This window comes from Aeromonas sp. BIGb0405 (genome assembly GCF_024807335.1).
GTDB classification, from domain to species: Bacteria; Pseudomonadota; Gammaproteobacteria; order Enterobacterales; family Aeromonadaceae; genus Aeromonas; species Aeromonas rivuli.
Map to the genome: position 1 here is coordinate 1 of NZ_JANUEP010000004.1, position 17807 is coordinate 17807.

Annotated in this window: 20 protein-coding genes and 2 tRNA genes; 3 read left to right on the plus strand and 19 right to left on the minus strand. The window is 57.6% G+C overall.

The window, feature by feature from the left end:
- Nucleotides 1-94 precede the first annotated feature (94 nt).
- The 15 genes from M2366_RS11050 to ruvA form a co-directional block, all read right to left on the minus strand.
- Nucleotides 95-170, minus strand: a tRNA-Val gene (locus tag M2366_RS11050).
- 32 nt (nucleotides 171-202) lie between these two features.
- A tRNA-Lys gene (locus M2366_RS11055) sits at nucleotides 203-278 on the minus strand.
- Nucleotides 279-451: 173 nt separating this feature from the next.
- Nucleotides 452-1264, minus strand: coding sequence for a tol-pal system protein YbgF (gene ybgF, locus M2366_RS11060; protein WP_224432055.1), 813 nt, complete (start codon nucleotides 1262-1264; stop codon nucleotides 452-454).
- Nucleotides 1265-1276: 12 nt separating this feature from the next.
- Nucleotides 1277-1801 carry a peptidoglycan-associated lipoprotein Pal gene (gene pal, locus M2366_RS11065; RefSeq protein ID WP_042041561.1) on the minus strand — a complete coding sequence of 175 codons (525 nt, stop codon included), beginning with the start codon at nucleotides 1799-1801 and terminating at the stop codon, nucleotides 1277-1279.
- A 50-nt stretch (nucleotides 1802-1851) separates the two neighbouring features.
- The gene (tolB, locus tag M2366_RS11070; protein WP_042041562.1) at nucleotides 1852-3177 is read right to left on the minus strand and encodes a Tol-Pal system beta propeller repeat protein TolB; all 1326 of its coding nucleotides are present in this window, start codon (nucleotides 3175-3177) and stop codon (nucleotides 1852-1854) included.
- Nucleotides 3178-3180: 3 nt separating this feature from the next.
- The gene (tolA, locus tag M2366_RS11075; protein ID WP_042041563.1) at nucleotides 3181-4341 is read right to left on the minus strand and encodes a cell envelope integrity protein TolA; all 1161 of its coding nucleotides are present in this window, start codon (nucleotides 4339-4341) and stop codon (nucleotides 3181-3183) included.
- A 5-nt stretch (nucleotides 4342-4346) separates the two neighbouring features.
- Nucleotides 4347-4793: a protein TolR gene (gene tolR, locus M2366_RS11080; protein ID WP_005908538.1), complete on the minus strand. Its 447-nt coding sequence runs from the start codon at nucleotides 4791-4793 to the stop codon at nucleotides 4347-4349.
- Entirely contained in the window at nucleotides 4793-5473 is a 681-nt protein-coding gene (tolQ, locus tag M2366_RS11085; RefSeq protein ID WP_306381968.1) for a protein TolQ, read from the minus strand. Before tolQ ends, tolR begins: the two co-directional genes overlap by 1 nt.
- Before the next feature lies 1 nt (nucleotide 5474).
- The gene (gene ybgC, locus M2366_RS11090; RefSeq protein WP_042041566.1) at nucleotides 5475-5882 is read right to left on the minus strand and encodes a tol-pal system-associated acyl-CoA thioesterase; all 408 of its coding nucleotides are present in this window, start codon (nucleotides 5880-5882) and stop codon (nucleotides 5475-5477) included.
- Nucleotides 5883-5986: 104 nt separating this feature from the next.
- Nucleotides 5987-6298 carry a cyd operon YbgE family protein gene (locus tag M2366_RS11095; protein WP_259269746.1) on the minus strand — a complete coding sequence of 104 codons (312 nt, stop codon included), beginning with the start codon at nucleotides 6296-6298 and terminating at the stop codon, nucleotides 5987-5989.
- Nucleotides 6285-6401 carry a cytochrome bd-I oxidase subunit CydX gene (gene cydX, locus M2366_RS11100; protein WP_259237956.1) on the minus strand — a complete coding sequence of 39 codons (117 nt, stop codon included), beginning with the start codon at nucleotides 6399-6401 and terminating at the stop codon, nucleotides 6285-6287. Before cydX ends, M2366_RS11095 begins: the two co-directional genes overlap by 14 nt.
- A gap of 14 nt (nucleotides 6402-6415) precedes the next feature.
- A complete protein-coding gene (gene cydB / locus M2366_RS11105; protein WP_259269747.1) occupies nucleotides 6416-7552 on the minus strand; it encodes a cytochrome d ubiquinol oxidase subunit II in 1137 nt (378 codons plus the stop codon).
- 12 nt (nucleotides 7553-7564) lie between these two features.
- Entirely contained in the window at nucleotides 7565-9121 is a 1557-nt protein-coding gene (locus M2366_RS11110; protein WP_259269748.1) for a cytochrome ubiquinol oxidase subunit I, read from the minus strand.
- Nucleotides 9122-10065: 944 nt separating this feature from the next.
- Entirely contained in the window at nucleotides 10066-11076 is a 1011-nt protein-coding gene (gene ruvB, locus M2366_RS11115) for a Holliday junction branch migration DNA helicase RuvB (RefSeq protein WP_042041572.1), read from the minus strand.
- A gap of 8 nt (nucleotides 11077-11084) precedes the next feature.
- The gene (gene ruvA, locus M2366_RS11120) at nucleotides 11085-11699 is read right to left on the minus strand and encodes a Holliday junction branch migration protein RuvA (protein WP_042041573.1); all 615 of its coding nucleotides are present in this window, start codon (nucleotides 11697-11699) and stop codon (nucleotides 11085-11087) included.
- Nucleotides 11700-12042: 343 nt separating this feature from the next.
- On the opposite strand from ruvA, the gene M2366_RS11125 reads away from it, so the two are divergent.
- Nucleotides 12043-12420 carry a hypothetical protein gene (locus M2366_RS11125; protein WP_224432051.1) on the plus strand — a complete coding sequence of 126 codons (378 nt, stop codon included), beginning with the start codon at nucleotides 12043-12045 and terminating at the stop codon, nucleotides 12418-12420.
- A gap of 252 nt (nucleotides 12421-12672) precedes the next feature.
- On the plus strand, nucleotides 12673-14397 hold the full coding sequence (locus tag M2366_RS11130; RefSeq protein ID WP_259269749.1) for a proline--tRNA ligase: 1725 nt from the start codon (nucleotides 12673-12675) through the stop codon (nucleotides 14395-14397).
- An 82-nt stretch (nucleotides 14398-14479) separates the two neighbouring features.
- On the opposite strand, the gene M2366_RS11135 is transcribed toward M2366_RS11130, so the two are convergent.
- The 3 genes from M2366_RS11135 to M2366_RS11145 all read right to left on the minus strand — a co-directional run bounded on the left by M2366_RS11135 (nucleotide 14480) and on the right by M2366_RS11145 (nucleotide 16364).
- Nucleotides 14480-15157: an SDR family oxidoreductase gene (locus M2366_RS11135; protein ID WP_259237947.1), complete on the minus strand. Its 678-nt coding sequence runs from the start codon at nucleotides 15155-15157 to the stop codon at nucleotides 14480-14482.
- 23 nt (nucleotides 15158-15180) lie between these two features.
- Nucleotides 15181-15810 (minus strand): TIGR04219 family outer membrane beta-barrel protein, encoded by a 630-nt coding sequence (locus tag M2366_RS11140; RefSeq protein ID WP_042041576.1) that lies wholly within the window; start codon nucleotides 15808-15810, stop codon nucleotides 15181-15183.
- A gap of 110 nt (nucleotides 15811-15920) precedes the next feature.
- A complete protein-coding gene (locus M2366_RS11145) occupies nucleotides 15921-16364 on the minus strand; it encodes a copper chaperone PCu(A)C (protein ID WP_259269750.1) in 444 nt (147 codons plus the stop codon).
- An 89-nt stretch (nucleotides 16365-16453) separates the two neighbouring features.
- On the opposite strand from M2366_RS11145, the gene M2366_RS11150 reads away from it, so the two are divergent.
- The gene (locus M2366_RS11150) at nucleotides 16454-17203 is read left to right on the plus strand and encodes an enoyl-CoA hydratase-related protein (RefSeq protein ID WP_259269751.1); all 750 of its coding nucleotides are present in this window, start codon (nucleotides 16454-16456) and stop codon (nucleotides 17201-17203) included.
- A 39-nt stretch (nucleotides 17204-17242) separates the two neighbouring features.
- Here the strand turns inward: M2366_RS11150 and M2366_RS11155 are convergent, their stop codons facing one another.
- Nucleotides 17243-17719, minus strand: coding sequence for a DUF2753 domain-containing protein (locus tag M2366_RS11155; RefSeq protein ID WP_259269752.1), 477 nt, complete (start codon nucleotides 17717-17719; stop codon nucleotides 17243-17245).
- Nucleotides 17720-17807: the final 88 nt, after the last annotated feature.

Below are 17807 nucleotides of genomic sequence, written 5' to 3' on the forward strand. Positions count from 1 at the left end.
CGTGCTGGATTCGAACCAGCGACCAATTGATTAAAAGTCAACTGCTCTACCGACTGAGCTAACGGCCCATCTAAATCATTTACTGCTTACAAACTGGTGGTCGTTACTGGGCTCGAACCAGTGACCCCCTCCTTGTAAGGGAGGTGCTCTCCCAGCTGAGCTAAACGACCTGGGATACTGCTTTCCACTCTGGAGTGGAGAATGGTGGGTCGTGCTGGATTCGAACCAGCGACCAATTGATTAAAAGTCAACTGCTCTACCGACTGAGCTAACGACCCATACCACCATCGCATCGGGCACATGACTGTACCGACGCTGACGGCGGCCTATAATACGGATTTAAATTCTTGGTGCAACAGAAAATTCTTAATTTAAATCCGTTTGCTCACTGTGCGTACAAACTGCTGTCACATTTACAAGAGTGTTACGAAAACAACCACCTAGCGCAATGTTACAGCTTGTCGAGGCTCTGCTTGGCGAGCTGTGCTGGCGAGGTGTTGGGATAGCCCTTGATCACCTGCTCGTAGTAACTTTTTGCCTGCGCCTTGTTGCCATCCAGCTGAGCTATCATGCCCAACTTGACCAGTGCATCGGCACGCTTGGGAGACTTGCTGTACTTGTCAGCCAGGGTCTTGAACTGGGCAGTGGCACCGGGCCTGTCCCCCTTGTTGAACAGCAATTGCCCCAGCCAGTAGTGGGCATTGGGCACATAGCTCGAATCCGGGAACTGCTTGATGAACCCCTGGAATGCCGGGATCGCCTTGTCGTAGTTCTTATCCTTGAGCACCAGGTTCACGGCCGAATCATAGGCCTGATTTTCATCCTGGTTACTGGAATAGGTCGCGGCACTCGCGGCGCTGGCCGTTGCCGCCGTGGCGGCGGCAGCTGCGGCCGGAGCTGCCTGTTGGCTGCTGACCTTGTCGAGCTCCTGATAGAGCTGGCGCTGGCGCTCCTGGGACTGCTCCATCTTGTAGGTCTGCTGCTCCAGCTGACCACGCAAGTCGGCCACCTCTCCTTGCAGAGAGTCGACCTGCTGCTGCAAGTCGGCCTGTAGACGCAGACGGGCATTGAGGGTGCGCTCCAGCAGCGCCACCCTGTCCTCCAGGCTGCCTGAGGGCACGATGGCGCCCGCATTGCTGCCGAAGGCGGCGGTGACGGCACTGTCGCCACCGGAGAGATCGGACACAGGCGCCGCGGCGTGGGCCCCCATGCTAAATAGAAGTGCGGCCATCGAAATGGCCGCATTTTTATACACAAGATTCATCCGAATGAAACCTTAGTAGACCAGAACCGCACGACGGTTCTTGGCAAAGGCATCCTCGGTGTGAGACAGGTCCAGCGGCTTCTCTTCGCCATAGCTGACGATGGACAGCTGCTCAGCCTGCACACCCAGGGTTTGCAGATATTTGGCTACGGCCTTGGCACGACGCTCGCCCAGGGCGATGTTGTACTCAGGGGTACCGCGCTCATCGGCGTGACCTTCGATCAGTACCTTGACGGACGGGCGCTCACGCAGGTAGCTGGCGTGGGCATCCAGCAGGTCGGCGTATTGACCCTGGATATCGTAACCGTCGTACGGGAAGAAGATGACGTTATCGCGCTGCAGCGCTTCGAACTTTTGACGCATCTGCTCTTCCGGTGACAACAGACCATTGGCGGAGCCAGTCTGTACACCACCCATGCCGTCGGTCATACCCGCTTCGGCGCCGGAAGCGTCGGAGTCGGAAGAAGAACTACAGGCAGCCAGGGTGAACAGTGGCAGTGCGATGGCCAGACCCTTGAGCAGTTTATTGAGTTGCATGCTATTTCCTTAAACCTTTATAACAAAACAAAAAACAATTGAATTTATTATCAATTCAGAAAGGGCGACCAAGCTGGCGCACGTATTTCCCCGCTGCTTGTCGGCAATACTGCCTTGAAGCGACCATCCGTCGAGACCAGAGCCAGGCTCTTGCGCCCCTGATAGATGGTGGAGTAGATGATCATGCTGCCATTAGGAGCCACACTTGGCGACTCATCCAATGCACTCTGGGTCAATACCAACATGGCTCCGCTTTCCATATCCTGCCGAGCGATGCGATATTGTCCCTGTTCCCGGGTGACCACTACCATGGACTTGCCGTCCGCTGTCATGGACGCACCCTGGTTAGAATCCCCTTCCCAGGTGATGCGACGAGTGGCGCCAGTCGCCAAATTTACGCTATAAATCTGGGGTTTGCCACCACGTTCAGAGGTGAATACCAAACTTTGTCCATCTGCCGTCCAGGAGGGTTCGGTGTCTATGGTGCGGCTATTGGTCACCCGGGTCAGCTGCTTGCTAGCAACATCAATGATATAGATATCCGGTTGACCATCCTTGGACAGAACGATAGCCAATCGGCGACCATCTGGCGACCACTCTGGCGCCCCGTTGATGCCACGGAAGCTGGAGACAAGGCTGCGCTGCTGATTGTAAATATCCTGCACATAGATCTCGGACTTCTGATTCTCGAAGCTGACATAAGCCAGCTTGCTGCCATCCGGCGACCAGGCCGGAGACATCAGCGGCTCACGGGAACGCAGCAAGACCTTCTCGTTGTAACCGTCATAGTCGGAGATACGCAGTTGGTAGGGGAACTGGGCACCCTGATCGACCGCCACATAGGCCAGGCGAGTCAGGAAGGCGCCACGCTCGCCAGTCAGGCGCTCATAGACGATGTCGGAGATACGGTGGGCAAACTGACGCATCTGGGCACCGGGAATGGTGGCCATGCGACTGTCGAGCACGTAACCATTGGCTTCTCCGCCCTGGGTCTTGGCTAGCTGCCCCTTGAGCACATCGACCAGTTCGAAGTTGATTTTGTAGGAACCATTGCCGGCAGGGGCTATGGTGCCCACCACCACGGCTTCCACCCCTTGCGAGGCCCAGGGCGCGAAATCAATCTCGCCACTGCTGCTCGGGGTCTGCGGCATCTGGCCACGAGCCAGCGGCTTGAACTTGCCGCTGCGCATCAGGTCATTGGAGACCACCTCGGCAATATCCTGAGGCAACTGACCCTCACCACTCCACTTGAAGGGAGCCACGGCGATGGGACGGGCGCTGTCGATACCACCTGTGATGACGATGTCCAGCGCCGCCTGGGCGCTCTGGCCCATCAGCAAGCAGCCAACCAAAGCAAAAAATACTTTTCTTATCATGGCTTAAATACTCGGTTCCAATTTGAGATTGAATTCTTTGAGCTGCTCGAATGCCGCAGGATCCTTGGGCACGGGCAACTGGTTCGCCTTCAGTACGGCGGCTCGACCCGAACGACAGACGGCGGGATCACCCTGACCATTGTCGACCGAAATAACGAAGCCACTGCTGGCAAGCTTCACACCGATAGTACATGTTTTGCCCCGCATGGTGGGATCCAAAATCATGTAACGCTCGACCGTGGCCTTGATGAGCGCGGCATACTTGTCGACCTCACCCTGAGCCGCTGCCGCCGCTGCCTGACTTCTAGAGCTGGCCTCAGCCGCCATTTGCGCCTGCATTTGAGCCTCTAGTTGTGCCTGTAGCTTGGCTTCTTCGGCTGCCTTGCGCTTGCGCTCGGCATCGGCTTTGGCCTTCTTGTCAGCCTCTTCCTTCGCTTTCTTGTCTGCGTCAGCTTTTGCCTTTTTGGCCGCCTCGTCCTTGGCCTTCTTATCGGCCTCGGCTTTGGCTTTCTTCTCGGCGTCCGCCTTGGCTTTCTTGTCCGCGTCTGCCTTGGCCTTCTTCTCGGCCTCCGCTTTCGCCTTCTTGTCCGCTTCTGCTTTGGCCTGCTTGTCCGCCTCTACTTTCTTGGCGGCCTTGGCCTTCTCCTCAGCCTGCTTCTGTTCTTGCTCTTGTTTCTTCTTCAGGGCCAGGGCTTTGCTGGTCGCCTCTTCGGCCGCCTTGCGTTCTGTCTCGGCCTTCTTGGTCTTCAGCTCCTCTTGCTTGCGGACCTGTTCAGCCTGTTGAGCTTGCGCTTCGGCCTGTTTCTGCTCGGCCTGCTTCTTCTGTTTCTCGGTCTCGGCTTTGCGGGTCGCCTCTTCGGCGGCCTTACGCTTGGTTTCGACGCTCTTCAGCCGCTCCTCTTCTAGCTCGCGAGCCTGTTTAGCCTGATCGATATCGGCCTTCACGGCGGGCTTGTTTTGCTGTTGTGCTTGCTGTTGCTGGATCTTCGCGGCTTGCTCGGCAAGGAATTCGTCATCGAGCATCACAGCGTTGACTATCTGGGCCGAGGAGGCAGGCCGCTTCGGCTTGCTGAAATCGACACCGACCAGCAAGATGATGCCGATGATCAGATGCAGCAGCAGCGAGACGATGAGATAACTGGAAATACCACGTTTCACATCCATCTCCGTCAGTTCACCGGATCCGTCATCAGACCAACCTGGGGCACGCCGGCTTTCTTCAAGGCGACCATCAACAGTATCACCTCTTCATAGCGCACGGCCTTGTCGCCAGCCACCACCACAGGGGCACCCTGGTTGACCGCGAGATACCCCATGGCCTTCTCGGTGATAAATTGCTGGATAGCCTCGGGCGAACCCGCAGGTACCGGCTCGTCATCCGCTTCACCCGCCTTGACCACGTATTCGCCATCGACGTTGACGCTGACGATGAAGGGGGACTTGGCATCTTCCGGCAGTTGCTCAGACTCCGCTTGGGGCAGATCCACCTTCACCCCCTGGGTGATCACCGGCGTCACCGCCATGAAGATAATGAGCAGCACCAGCATGACGTCGATGTAAGGCACCACGTTGATCTCGGCCACCTTCTTGCGCCGGATCCGCTGATAGGTTTGCATTACTGATCACCCTGTTGCTGCTGTGCTATCTGGCGGTTCAGAATGGTGGTGAACTCATCCATGAAGTTGGCGTAGGCGTTTTCCAGTCGCTCGACCTTGTTGGTAAAGCGGTTGTAGAAGATGACCGCCGGGATCGCGGCGAACAGGCCCATGGCGGTGGCGATCAACGCCTCGGCGATGCCGGGTGCCACCATCTGCAGAGTCGCCTGTTGTACCTGTCCCAGGGCGATAAAGGCATTCATGATGCCCCATACGGTACCAAACAGGCCGATATAGGGGCTGATGGAGCCGACGGTCGCCAGTACCGGCAGGTTGGATTCCAGTTCGTCCACGGCGCGAGACAACGACACCCGCATGGCACGGTAAGTACCGTCCATCACCGCATCCTGACCCCGGGCACCGGCCTTGAGCAGACGGGCATACTCCTTGAAGCCTGAGTAGAAGATGTCTTCCATGCCTTCGATATCATCGCGGCGGGAGGAGGACTCCTGATAGAGGCGGTTGAGATCCACCCCGGACCAGAATCTGTCCTCGAATTGCTCGGATGCCAGGTTGGCAGCCTTGATAACCTTGGCGCGCTGGATAATCAGTGCCCAAGAGACCACAGACATGCCCATCAGGGTCAACATCACCAGCTTGACCAAGAGGCTGGCTTGCCAGAACAGACCAATAAACGAAATTTCAGCGTGCACTTAACAGCACTCCCTTCACATTTTCAGGTATTGCAACAGGTTTCATAAGCGGGTGACTGACACAGGCTATCTGTACCATGGCCTGGGTGATCAGTCGCCCATCAGCCGCCAGTATCTGTTGCGAGAAGCGCATGGAGGCGCGTCTCACTTCAGTCACTTGCGTTATTACGGTCAGTAATTCGTTGAAGCGGGCTGCGGCGCGAAAATCGATCTCGGTCCGGCTCACCACGAAGGCGATCCCCAGTCCGAGCAGGACGTCCTGTTCGATACCACCGGCACGCAGAAACTCGGTGCGGGCCCGCTCCATAAATTTGAGATAATTGGCGTTGTAGACGATGCCCCCGGCATCGGTATCTTCGTAGTAGACCCGTACCGGAAACTCAGAGACTTCACCCATAACAATCTGTGATCCATTCGACAGTCTGATGGGGGGGTATCATAGCGCAGGGGTGAATAGGAAAGAAGCAGGGGGAGACAGGGAAATCCTGTCTCCCCCTGTTTTTATGGCAGGAAGTAACTGTGTGTCAGCCAGAGCCCATAAAGCAGGCTTGGCCAGGCGAGCCAGGGACAGAAAAACACCCTGCCCGGCAGGCTGCGGGGATGAAACCCCAGGCCGTGCATGACGCCGCAACTGACTGCCCACATCAACCAGGGCGCCACCCAGTGACCATGAGCACTGGTGTTGGCCGCAATCAGATTAGGGGCCTGTAAAATGACGGCGGCCAACAGGGCCGCCGCGAGTAACATCAGACCCTGCCATGGCTGGCGCTCAAGGGGAGCGGCCAGCCGGGCCAGTTGGTCACTTGTCTTCATCGATCGTGCGATCCAGGTTCTCGGTGTGCTCCAGCCAGAGCGCATTGATAATCCCAAACGCACAAGCCAGCAGCAGACCCAGGATCCAGGTGAAATACCACATATCAGGGCACCTTCTTAGTAGAGCGATTGTTGGTTGTCTTCGATGTGCTTGTTACTCACCCGGCCAAACATCTTGATGTAGGTCCAGATGGTGTACGCCAGCACAGTCGGCACAAAAATGGCAGCAACCACTGTCATCACCTTAAGGGTGTTGAAGGAGGCTGTAGCATCCCACATGGTCAGGCTCTGTGACGGCTCCAGGCTCGAAGGCATCACGAAGGGGAACATGGAGAAGCCGCAGGTCAGTATGATGCCCGCGATAGCCAGGGAGGAGCAGAGGAACGCCAACCAGCCCTTGCCCAGCTTGGCCACAAGCGCGGTCAGCAGGCTCATCACCAGACCCAGCACGGGGGCAGCAATCATCCAGGGATAGAGGCTGTAGTTCTGCATCCAGGCACCGGCCTGCACCACCACTTCCTTATGCAAAGGGTTGGTCACCGCATCGGTCGCCGCGCCGCTGACCACCACATAACCATCCATGCCACTGACCCAGACACCCGCTACCGCGAAGGTCACCAGGGTCAACAGGGAGAAGATCATGGCAGCGGTACGGGAGCGAGCCAGCACTTCCCCCTCGGTCTTCATCATCAGCCAGGTGGCACCCTGGGTCACGATCATGAACAGGCTGACCAGACCGGCCAGCAAGCCAAACGGGTTGAGCAGGCCGAAGAAGTTGCCGTGATAGGTCAGCATCAGGAACTGGTTGAAGCTGAACGGCACCCCCTGCAGCAGGTTGCCGAAGGCCACCCCGAAGATCACTGGCGGCACGGCGCTACCGATGAAGATTCCCCAATCCCAGTTGTTGCGCCATTTGGCATCTTCACGCAGGGAACGGTACTTGAAGCCGACCGGGCGCAGGAAGAGCGCCATCAGGGTCAAGATCATGGCGATGTAGAAGCCGGAGAAGGCTGCCGCATAGACCATGGGCCAGGCGGCAAACAGCGCACCACCCGCAGTGACCAGCCAGACCTGGTTGCCTTCCCAGTGCGGCCCCATGGTGTTGAGCATCACTCGACGCTCAACATCCTTCTTGCCGACGAAGGGGAGCAGTGCGCCCACCCCCATATCAAAACCATCCGTGACAGCGAACCCGATCAGCAAGACACCGACCAGCACCCACCAGACCAGACGCAACATTTCGTAATCAAACATGAGTCGATCCCCTTATGCCTTGAGCTGTTCGAAGTGGTACTTGCCGGTTCTGAGGCTGCTAGGGCCCAGACGCGCATACTTGAACATCAGGTACATCTCGATGACCAGCAGTACCGAATAGAACAGACAGATGCCTATCAGGGAGAACCAGATCTCGGAGGCGGGTATGTTGGAGGCAGACACGAAGGTCGGCAACACTTCCGCTATGGTCCAGGGCTGACGGCCATACTCGGCCACAAACCAGCCACACTCGATGGCAATCCAGGGCAGAGGTATACCCCACAGCAACGCCTTGAGCAGCCACTTGCGCTGACCGATACGGTGACGAGTGCTGTCATAGAAGGCGATACCAATGAGCAGCAGCATGGCGATGCCACAGGCAACCATGATGCGGAACGCGAAGAACAGGGGCGCCACATGGGGGATGGAATCATCCACGGCGGACTTGATCTGGGCATCGGTCGCATCGACGACGTTATTGGTGTAGCGCTTGAGCAGCAGACCGTAACCGAGATCCTGTTTCACTTCATCGAAACGGGCACGGGTCTCTTCCGACTTGTCACCAGATTGCAGCTTGGTCAGCAGTTCGTAGGCGGTCATGCCGTTACGCACCCGCAGTTCGTGCTCGCTCTTCAGATCCTTGATGCCGGTCACCTGCTCGTCCAGGGAACGAGTGGCAATGATACCGAGGGCATAGGGGATCTTGATGGCGTAATCGGTGCGCATCTCCTCCTGGTTCGGGATACCGAACAGGGTGAAGGAAGCCGGGGCCGGATGGGTATCCCACTCCGCCTCGATGGCGGCCAGTTTCACCTTCTGTACTTCACCTGTCTCGTAGCCGGACTCATCACCCAGGATCAACACAGACAGGATGGAGGCCATGCCAAAGGCTGCCGCGATGGCGAAGGAGCGACGAGCAAACGCCACATCCCGCCCCTTGAGCAGGTAATAGGAGGAAATGCCCAGCACGAACATGGCACCCGTGGTGTAGCCCGCCGCGACCGTGTGCACGAACTTGACCTGAGCTACCGGGTTGAACACCAGATCCGCGAAGCTCACCATCTCCATGCGCATGGATTCGAAGTTGAACTCGGCACCGACCGGGTTTTGCATCCAGCCGTTGGCGACCAGGATCCAGAGCGCGGAGAGGTTGGTTCCCAACGCCATCAACCAGGTTGCCGCCAGATGCTGACGCTTGGTGAGGCGATCCCAACCGAAGAAGAACATACCGACGAAGGTGGACTCGAGGAAGAAGGCCATCAAGCCTTCGATGGCCAGCGGGGCCCCGAAGATATCGCCGACATAGTGGGAGTAGTAGGCCCAGTTAGTCCCGAATTGGAACTCCATGGTCAGACCCGTTGTGACCCCCAAGGCGAAGTTGATCCCAAACAACTTGCCCCAGAACTTGGTCATGTCCCTGTAAACGGGGTTATTGGTCATGACATAGACAGATTCCATGATCGCAAGAATGAAGGCCATTCCCAGCGTCAGGGGTACAAACAGGAAGTGATAAAGGGCCGTCGCAGCAAATTGGAACCGCGATAGGTCTACCACATGCTCAGCAATCATGATGTTTCCTCACCGATTATTGGCACGGCTATTTTAGGTGTATTTAAGAACAAAGCTTCCGTTGGTGCTCCCGAACCCGCTGCGTACTGCATCACTTCACAACCGCATTGTTAGGTCACGACCAAATATTAACAACAAGGCAATAACTAAGAACAAATAAAGCTAATGTTTAACAACTACAAAACAAGCAGCTGGTATTTATTCTCGCCCATGATGACGACTGTTTTATATCATCTTTATTTGATTGAAATCAATGTAAAACCAGTGTCAATACATGTGTTTAAAAGGGTTTTTTACGCTTAAATTACATCCATTTTGAGAGCAAAGTCACACATTCGCAAAGATTTTAATTTATTGATTTAAATCAATTTTTACAAATTGCGCGCCACGATAAAACCTATTAAATAAATCGTTGCATCAATATAGACCTACTCATTCCTGTCAAAGATGATGCCTCGATGCGAAATTACTGAAAAACCGATAAAAACGCATGTTCATGCTAGTTTGAATCGCCAGAAAATGAATTAATAAAACTAATCCGAAAGTGACAATTTTTCTTGTTTGCTCCTTCATGAACCTCCTCCTACAATGCGCCCCGCAGTGAGGGCAATCCCTTGGATACAGGCCGGTTAATCAGGGTTCCCAGTGCGTTTTTGATGACCATTTCGAATCTGACAGAGGGATACCAAGATGAAAAAGTTTGTTACTAAAGCGATCCGTTATTACAAGATCTCTTTCGTTCAGCTGTATCAAATGAACCGACTCTGAGTCTCGCGACGACTCACCGTTTTTGCCTTACCCGGCTTGTGTCCAGGCGCACTCACTGTCTGTGAACATCCACCCTGAATTGTCTTTTATGCCCACCGCCTGTGCGTGTGGGCTTTTTTATGCCCGCCCATAAAAAAACCGCCCCAGAGGACGGTTTTTTGTCGAACCAGCCGTTTTCAGCTCTCAGCGGGTCGCTGCAGACCGAAGTGGGCATAGGCTCTAACCGTCGCAATCCTGCCTCTTGGAGTACGTTGCAGATAACCCTGCTGGATCAGGTAGGGCTCAAGAACGTCCTCAATAGTATCCTTCTCTTCACCGATGGCGGCAGCCAGGTTATCCAGCCCGACAGGTCCGCCCATAAACTTGTCAATCACAGCCAACAATAGCTTGCGATCCATGAAGTCGAAACCTTCGTTATCCACGTCCAGCATGTCCATGGCACGGGCCGCAATGGGGCCATCGATGCGGCCATCGGATTTCACCTGGGCGAAATCACGGACCCGGCGTAACAATCGGTTAGCAATGCGGGGGGTGCCACGGGAGCGGCGCGCCACTTCCAGGGCGCCATCGTCGGTCATCTCAAGGCCCAGGCAGCGGGCGCTACGCGCGACTATGTCGGTCAAGTCCTTGACGTTGTAGAACTCCAGCCGCTGGACGATGCCGAATCTGTCCCGCAGCGGGCTGGTGAGGGAGCCGGCCCGGGTGGTGGCGCCAATCAGGGTGAAGGGGGGCAGGTCGAGCTTGATGGAGCGGGCCGCGGGCCCCTCTCCTATCATGATGTCGAGCTGATAATCTTCCATCGCCGGATAGAGTACCTCCTCCACCACTGGGCTGAGTCGGTGAATTTCGTCGATGAAGAGCACATCATTGGGTTCGAGGTTGGTGAGCAGCGCCGCCAGATCCCCAGCTTTCTCCAGCACAGGACCCGAGGTGGTCTTGATGTTCACCCCCATCTCATTGGCCACGATATTGGCGAGGGTGGTCTTGCCCAGACCCGGTGGGCCAAAGATCAGCAAATGATCCAGCGCCTCGCCACGTTGGCGGGCGGCTTCGATGAAGATCTCCATCTGGGCGCAAACAGGATCCTGGCCGGTATAGTCGGCCAGCTTCTTGGGACGAATAGCCCTGTCGATGACCTCATCTTCACGAACACCCGTGGCCGAGATGAGGCGGTCTGCTTCGATCATCTCTTACCTCACACCAGACTACGCAGGGATTCGCGGATGATGGCTTCCACCGACATCCCCTCCTTGGCGACCTTGCCCACAATTTGGCTCGCCTGAGCCGGCTTGTAGCCGAGCGCGACCAGGGCGCTGGCCGCCTCCTCGCTCGCATCGGGGGCGCGCAGGCTGCTCTCCTGGGCGGGCAAACTGATCGTCGCTGGCGAGAAGAGGTCGTGACTGACCCAGCCCTTGAGCCTGTCTTTCATCTCCACCACCAAGCGCTCGGCGGTCTTCTTGCCAACCCCTGGCAACTTGACCAGGGTGCTTATCTCCTCGCGCTCGACGCTGAGCACGAACTGGCTGGCCGTCATGCCGGAGAGGATGGCCAGCGCCAGCTTGGGGCCGACGCCATTGGTCTTGATCAGCTCGCGAAACAGGGCGCGCTCCTGCTTGTGGTTGAAGCCATACAGCAGCTGGGCATCTTCGCGCACCACGAAGTGAGTCTGAACGATCGCCTCCTTGCCAAGCTCGGGCAAGTCATAGAAGCAGCTCATGGGCATCTGGACCTCATAGCCCACGCCCCCCACCTCGAGCAACACCTCGGGGGGATTCTTCTCAATTACAATGCCTCTCAAGCGACCGATCACGGCTTGTCTCCTCAACCAAAACAGCTCGTCATAAAGTGGCCCCTAGCATAAAGAATAACTGGATAAGTATCCAGCATATGCCAGCCTCCCCACTCTCCTCTTTCCGTGCTTTTATCGCGGACAGGACCCTTAAGAAGGTATGCGTTCAAGCTGAACCCATGATGGGGCCGGCTAAACCTCCATATTTAATTCATTTAGATTCAATTAATTACGAAGAAAATCATCAATAGGGACTGGCTATATGCCCCGAACTGACTAGTCTGAACTCGCCGGTGAGATCTAAATGAGACTCATTGGTACTCTTCCACCTTTGTCACGCGCATCACTGCGCAAGGAGAGCAAGATGGCTAATGGACGTATCAGCTTTTGGGAAGGCAATGGCGCCACTCAGGATCAGGTCGGCAACACCCTCAGTGGTGGCGCGAGTTACAACATCAACTGCCAGAGCGGAGACCATGGTTTTCGCAATGATGAAGCCCGCTCCCTGAAGCTGGAGGGCCTCCCCGGCATCACCCTGATCAAGGTGTATGACAGTCCGTCAGCCAGCACCGACGATGACTGGGCCCAGATCCTGATCAAGGGGCCCATTGCCGACTCCGTCGTCGTCAGCAGCTTCAACAGCAGCGCCAATTTGGATGGGGGCAATGTGGTCGTCACCAGCCATTACCACAATGGCCTGGATGGCAAGATATCGAAGATCATGATCGACTATCTCGGCTGATCCTGGCGCCCTCCTCTTAGCAAGGCGGCCGGCATCCAGGCCGCCTTTTTCTGCCTTTCTCCTATCACCCGCCCCCTCATAGGCCATCGCCAGCCAGTGGGCGCACTCCTGCGCGATGACGAACAGAGAAATAGTCCGCATTGGTGCGCTATCGCGAACAGATAATCGCATTAGGGCAGTGACCCATGTTAAAATTCCGCCCTTGCATTTATCCAGGGCCCGGCGGCCCGTCTCACGTTAAGGTTCATCGCGATGCGTACCAGCCATTATCTGCTTTCTACCCTCAAGGAAACTCCGTCCGACGCCGAGGTTGTCAGCCATCAGCTGATGCTGCGCGCCGGCATGATCCGCAAACTGGCCTCCGGCATGTACGCCTGGTTGCCCTCTGGTCTGCGTGTACTCAAGAAGATTGAGAACATAGTCCGCGAAGAGATGAACAACGCAGGGGCTGTCGAAGTGTCCATGCCGGTGGTTCAACCGGCCGAATTGTGGCAGGAATCCGGCCGCTGGGACGACTACGGCCCTGAGCTGTGCCGCCTGACCGACCGTCACAACCGAGCCTTCGTGCTGGGCCCGACCCACGAAGAGGTGATTACCGCCCTGGTCCGTAACGAGGTGAACAGCTACAAGCAGCTGCCCCTGAACCTCTATCAGATCCAGACCAAGTTCCGCGATGAAGTGCGCCCCCGTTTCGGTGTGATGCGCGGTCGCGAGTTCCTGATGAAGGATGCCTACTCCTTCCACATCGACAAGGCCTCGCTGATCGAGACCTACGAGCGGATGCACGCCGCCTACTGCACCGCCTTCAGCCGCATGGGCCTGAACTTCCGCCCGGTGCAGGCCGATACCGGCTCCATTGGTGGCACTGGCTCCCATGAGTTCCAGGTGCTGGCCGAGAGCGGTGAAGACCTGATCGCCTTCTCCGACAGCTCTGACTACGCCGCCAACATCGAGATGGCCGAAGCCCTGGCCCCGGCCGGTGAGCGCGCTGCCGCGACCCAGGCCCTGACCAAGGTCGCTACCCCGGCGGTGCACAGCATCGATGAGGTCGCCGCTTTCCTGAGCCTGGCACCGAGCGCCATCGCCAAGACCCTGCTGGTACTGGCTGATGCGGACGAGCACGGCAAGCAGGCCGTGATTGCCCTGATAGTGCGCGGCGACCATGAGCTCAACGAGCTCAAGGCAGAGAAACTGGCCGGGGTGGCCAACCCGCTCACCTTCGCCAGCGACGAGCAGATCCTCGCCGCGGCAGGCTGCGAGGCAGGCTCCATCGGTCCGGTCGGCTTTGCCGGTCGCATCATCGTCGATCGCAGCGCCGCCCAGCTGAGCGATTTTGTTTGTGGCGCCAACGAGACTGGCTTCCACCTGACCGGTGCCAACTGGGATCGTGACATCACCGCTTACGAAGTGGCCGATCTGCGCAACGTGGTGGAAGGCGACCCCAGCCCCTGCGGCCAGGGCAAGCTGCTGCTCAAGCGCGGCATCGAAGTGGGCCACATCTTCCAGCTGGGCACCAAGTACTCCGAAGCCATGAAGGCCAACGTGCTCAACGAGGGCGGCAAGTCCGTCACCATGGAGATGGGCTGCTACGGTATCGGGGTCTCCCGCCTGGTGGCTGCCGCCATCGAGCAGAACAATGACCAGTACGGCATCATCTGGCCGGATGCCATAGCACCGTTCGAAGCGGTCATCATTCCGATGAACATGCACAAATCGGTACGGGTTGCCGAACTGGCCGAGCGTTTCTACACCGAGCTGAAAGCCGCCGGGGTCGACACCCTGTTCGATGACCGTAAAGAGCGCCCGGGCGTGATGTTTGCCGACATGGAGCTGCTGGGCGTCCCCCACGCCATCGTCATCGGCGATCGTGGCCTGGACAGCGGCGTGGTGGAGTACAAGTGCCGCCGTACCGGTGAGAAGCAGGAAGTGGCCATCACCGACATCGTCGCCATGATCAAGGCCAAGCTGGGCCGTTAATCCCCGCCAACGCCCATAAAAAAGCGCGCCAATCGGCGCGCTTTTTGTTGTCTGGTGATCCAGCGTCTCCAGGCAACAGTGCCTAATTGCGACCAATAAAGAGGTCGGTCACATGGCAGCTGCTGCGCGCCTCCAGGGCATCGAGCATGTATTCGGCAGCGTCTTCCGGGGTCATGAAACCACTCGGGTCCACGTGATCCGAGTTGTCCCAGAATTCACTGCGAATGCCGCTTGGATAGAGGTTGACCAGGCGCAGCGGGCCGCCCTTGGTCTCGGCGCGCAAGGATTCGAGAAAGCCGCGCATGCCCCATTTGGAGGCGCAATAGAGGCTCTCGTTGGCCTTGCCAACCTGCGCGGCCGAGGAGAGCACATTGGCGAGTATGCCGCCCCGCTCCCCGATGAGCCGCACCGTCTGCTGGGCCACCAAAATGGTGGAGACAAGATTATTCTCCACCACCCGGCGCACCTGTTCGGCGGTATAGACGCCGACCGGGCCAAACTCACCGACCCCGGCGCAATGGATCACCAGACTCGGCAGACCGCCCCACTCCACCGCAGCGGCGAAGGCCATCTCCACCTCTTCGTAGTGGGAGAGATCCGCCGCGATGCCGATCACGGCCTGACCGAGTTCGGCCTCTAGATCCTGCAATTTCTGGTAACGGCGTCCCATCATGGCCACCCGGTGACCGCGGGCCACCAGTCCATTCGTCAAGGCTCGGCCCAGACCAGACCCCGCCCCCGTCACAATGATGTTACCCATGAGGAACCCTCGTTACCGTGAAATTAGAAGCTGAATTCGGCGCCAGCGAACCAGCCATCTATCCGCTGATCAACCTTGTCAAAGTCGACATCGACTTGACGCCAGCCAGCGCGCAGCTTGAGCGGCAGGGAGGAGAACTTGTAAGCACCACCCAGACGGTAGTCATAGTTGTCAGCATCCTGCACCCGGGCATCGCCGAAGGCAGAGAAGCCGGTACCCGGCAGACGCACTTCGGCGCTGCTGTAAGCCATCAGCACGTCTTTGTCATAGGAGTAGTGCTGGGTATTGAAGTCCCCTTCATAACGACGACCGGTCAGACCCAGATCAATCTGGAACAGATCGTTGTTGAACAGGCGATAGTAGAGGCTCAGATCGTAGGCTTGCAGATCGTTGTCGAAGGCGCCGCCGCTGGAGCTCAGGTCGGACATTTCAAACTTGGCATTGGGCAGTAGGATGATGCCATGCTCCAGCTGCAGGTAACCGCTCCAGTTGTTTTTGTCATCAAAGCTGCCGTTGGCCCCGATGTCGTTGACGTGACCGCTACCTTCGGCATTCCAGATATCGCTGCCGACGGCAAAGCGCCAGTCATCGGCGGCCATGGCAGAGGTGCTCATCAGGGCAAGCAGGGAAGAGGCCAACAGTGTCTTTTTCATTATTAAACTCCAGAGAATGCGGGATTAGACCTGCATTTTACCTCGCTTATCCCCAATACCTAGCAAGATTATCCACACAGCGACCAATTCTGACCCAGATCTGACCCGGATTAGTGCTGCATCCCCGCCGAAGGCTCGACCGGTTTCACCGGTAACAACAGACCCAGGGTCTGACCATTATCCAGACTCAGGGTCAGGGGGAAGGGGGTATCCTGACTGGGTTGATCCTTGAGATCGAACAGCATGATGTGAAAACTGCCCGGCTTGAGCGCCACCTCTCCCTTGGCCGGGATCTCGATGCTCTCGACCTGACGCATACGCATCACGCCATTCTCATGGAGGTGAGCATGCAGCTCGGCGCGAGCCACCTCGGGAGAGCTGGCGCCGGTCAGTTTCACCGGGGCATCACCGTCGTTTTTCAACACCACGAAGGCCGCCGTGTTGGGGGAGCCGGGGGGCAGCAGACGCACATAACCGTCGCTGGCTGTCACGTTCGCCAGCACCGGGGTCGCCAGCAACAGGGAGACTGCCGCATAAAACATGCGTTTTAACATAGTTGAAATCCTTTTATGAACTTGTTAAGAAAGGAAAAGCTTACTGCCAAGCGCGGAGCTTGAACAGACCACCAGCCAAGGATTGCGACATGAACGACCCCATCATCAGCCAGCGCCAGCAGGGGGTACTGACCCTAACCTTGAATCGCCCCGCCAAACGCAACGCCCTCAATGGCGTCATGTATCAAGCATTGACCCAGCAACTGCGTGAGGCCGCGCTGGATGCGGACGTGCGAGTGGTGCTGCTGCAGGGCCAGCAGGATTGCTTCACCGCCGGCAACGATCTCGGCGATTTCATCGGCAAGGAGAGCCTCGGCGAGGATGACCCCATCTTGCAGTTCCTGCACACCCTTGCCGATTTCCCCAAGCCGTTGGTGGCCGCCGTGGCCGGGGCGGCGGTGGGCATAGGCACCACCCTGCTGCTGCACTGCGATCTGGTCTATCTGGCAGATAACGCCAGGCTGCAACTGCCCTTCGTCGAGCTGGGTCTGGTGCCTGAATTTGCTTCCAGTTTGTTGCTGCCCCGGGCCGTGGGTCACCTCAAGGCGTGCGAGCTGCTGTTGCTGGCAGAGCCACTCTCGGCCCGGGAGGCGCTGGATCTGGGGCTGGCCAACCAGGTGCTGGCCCCGGGCGATCTCCTGGCCCATGCCAAACACCAGGCCGAGCGGCTCGCCGACAAGCCTCCCCTTGCCCTGCAAAGAAGCAAGGCCCTGCTCAAACAAGAGCTCAGGCAGGCGGTTCATTTCGTCATCGACACGGAGGCGCGCGCCTTCTCCCTGGCGTTGCAGGGGGAAGAGGCGCAAGCGCGCATCGCCCGCAAACTGGCCACCAGGGGATAAACCCGTCGCAACCCGCCCGCTCAACCCGGGTGAGGTTGATCAGTTGAGACGAAAACGTCCAATCAGCTCGCAACCTTGCAAGATGTCCTGACTCTGGATCAGCCTGGCTATCTCGGGGTTGGGGTGGCGACGCAGGAAACCAAGCAGGGCGGCGCGGCAGCACCCCAGCTCACTGATGAGGGACTCGCAGCCCTGGTGGGGACACTGGGGCACCAGTGCCGTCACCAATTCGGCGGCTAGTTTGAGGTAGCGCAACTCGTAGTTGGGCTCCCCCATGGCACGCCAGAAGTCGGCGAGACGATGGCAGGTGGCAACCCGCATGGTGGCCAGCTCTTCGAGGTCGATGGTGACGGCTTTGCTCTGCCCATCGACAGACTCGGAGATGGCGCCAAGGGCCTGCTGATAGAGGCAGACTGCGGAGCCTAGCGCCCCCTGTGCCAAGGAGTGCTCGGCTTCTATCATGTAACGCTGCCAGTGCGCCTCAGTGTCATCCGGCCTGGTGAGTGTCTGTGCCATGAGAGACCTCCTTACTTGAATGAGGCCTATCATGATGCCTAAACGAGAATGAATATCAAGCTGACAGATTGTGCAGGATCTCTGCTCC

Coding starts and splice junctions, on each gene's coding strand:
- ybgF (WP_224432055.1), bottom strand. CDS start 1,264: ATGAATCTTGTGTATAAAAATGCGGCCATTTCGATGGCCGCACTTCTA.
- pal (WP_042041561.1), bottom strand. CDS start 1,801: ATGCAACTCAATAAACTGCTCAAGGGTCTGGCCATCGCACTGCCACTG.
- tolB (WP_042041562.1), bottom strand. CDS start 3,177: ATGATAAGAAAAGTATTTTTTGCTTTGGTTGGCTGCTTGCTGATGGGC.
- tolA (WP_042041563.1), bottom strand. CDS start 4,341: ATGGATGTGAAACGTGGTATTTCCAGTTATCTCATCGTCTCGCTGCTG.
- tolR (WP_005908538.1), bottom strand. CDS start 4,793: ATGCAAACCTATCAGCGGATCCGGCGCAAGAAGGTGGCCGAGATCAAC.
- ybgC (WP_042041566.1), bottom strand. CDS start 5,882: ATGGGTGAAGTCTCTGAGTTTCCGGTACGGGTCTACTACGAAGATACC.
- M2366_RS11095 (WP_259269746.1), bottom strand. CDS start 6,298: ATGAAGACAAGTGACCAACTGGCCCGGCTGGCCGCTCCCCTTGAGCGC.
- cydX (WP_259237956.1), bottom strand. CDS start 6,401: ATGTGGTATTTCACCTGGATCCTGGGTCTGCTGCTGGCTTGTGCGTTT.
- cydB (WP_259269747.1), bottom strand. CDS start 7,552: ATGTTTGATTACGAAATGTTGCGTCTGGTCTGGTGGGTGCTGGTCGGT.
- M2366_RS11110 (WP_259269748.1), bottom strand. CDS start 9,121: ATGATTGCTGAGCATGTGGTAGACCTATCGCGGTTCCAATTTGCTGCG.
- ruvB (WP_042041572.1), bottom strand. CDS start 11,076: ATGATCGAAGCAGACCGCCTCATCTCGGCCACGGGTGTTCGTGAAGAT.
- M2366_RS11125 (WP_224432051.1), top strand. CDS start 12,043: ATGGCTAATGGACGTATCAGCTTTTGGGAAGGCAATGGCGCCACTCAG.
- M2366_RS11130 (WP_259269749.1), top strand. CDS start 12,673: ATGCGTACCAGCCATTATCTGCTTTCTACCCTCAAGGAAACTCCGTCC.
- M2366_RS11135 (WP_259237947.1), bottom strand. CDS start 15,157: ATGGGTAACATCATTGTGACGGGGGCGGGGTCTGGTCTGGGCCGAGCC.
- M2366_RS11140 (WP_042041576.1), bottom strand. CDS start 15,810: ATGAAAAAGACACTGTTGGCCTCTTCCCTGCTTGCCCTGATGAGCACC.
- M2366_RS11145 (WP_259269750.1), bottom strand. CDS start 16,364: ATGTTAAAACGCATGTTTTATGCGGCAGTCTCCCTGTTGCTGGCGACC.
- M2366_RS11150 (WP_259269751.1), top strand. CDS start 16,454: ATGAACGACCCCATCATCAGCCAGCGCCAGCAGGGGGTACTGACCCTA.
- M2366_RS11155 (WP_259269752.1), bottom strand. CDS start 17,719: ATGGCACAGACACTCACCAGGCCGGATGACACTGAGGCGCACTGGCAG.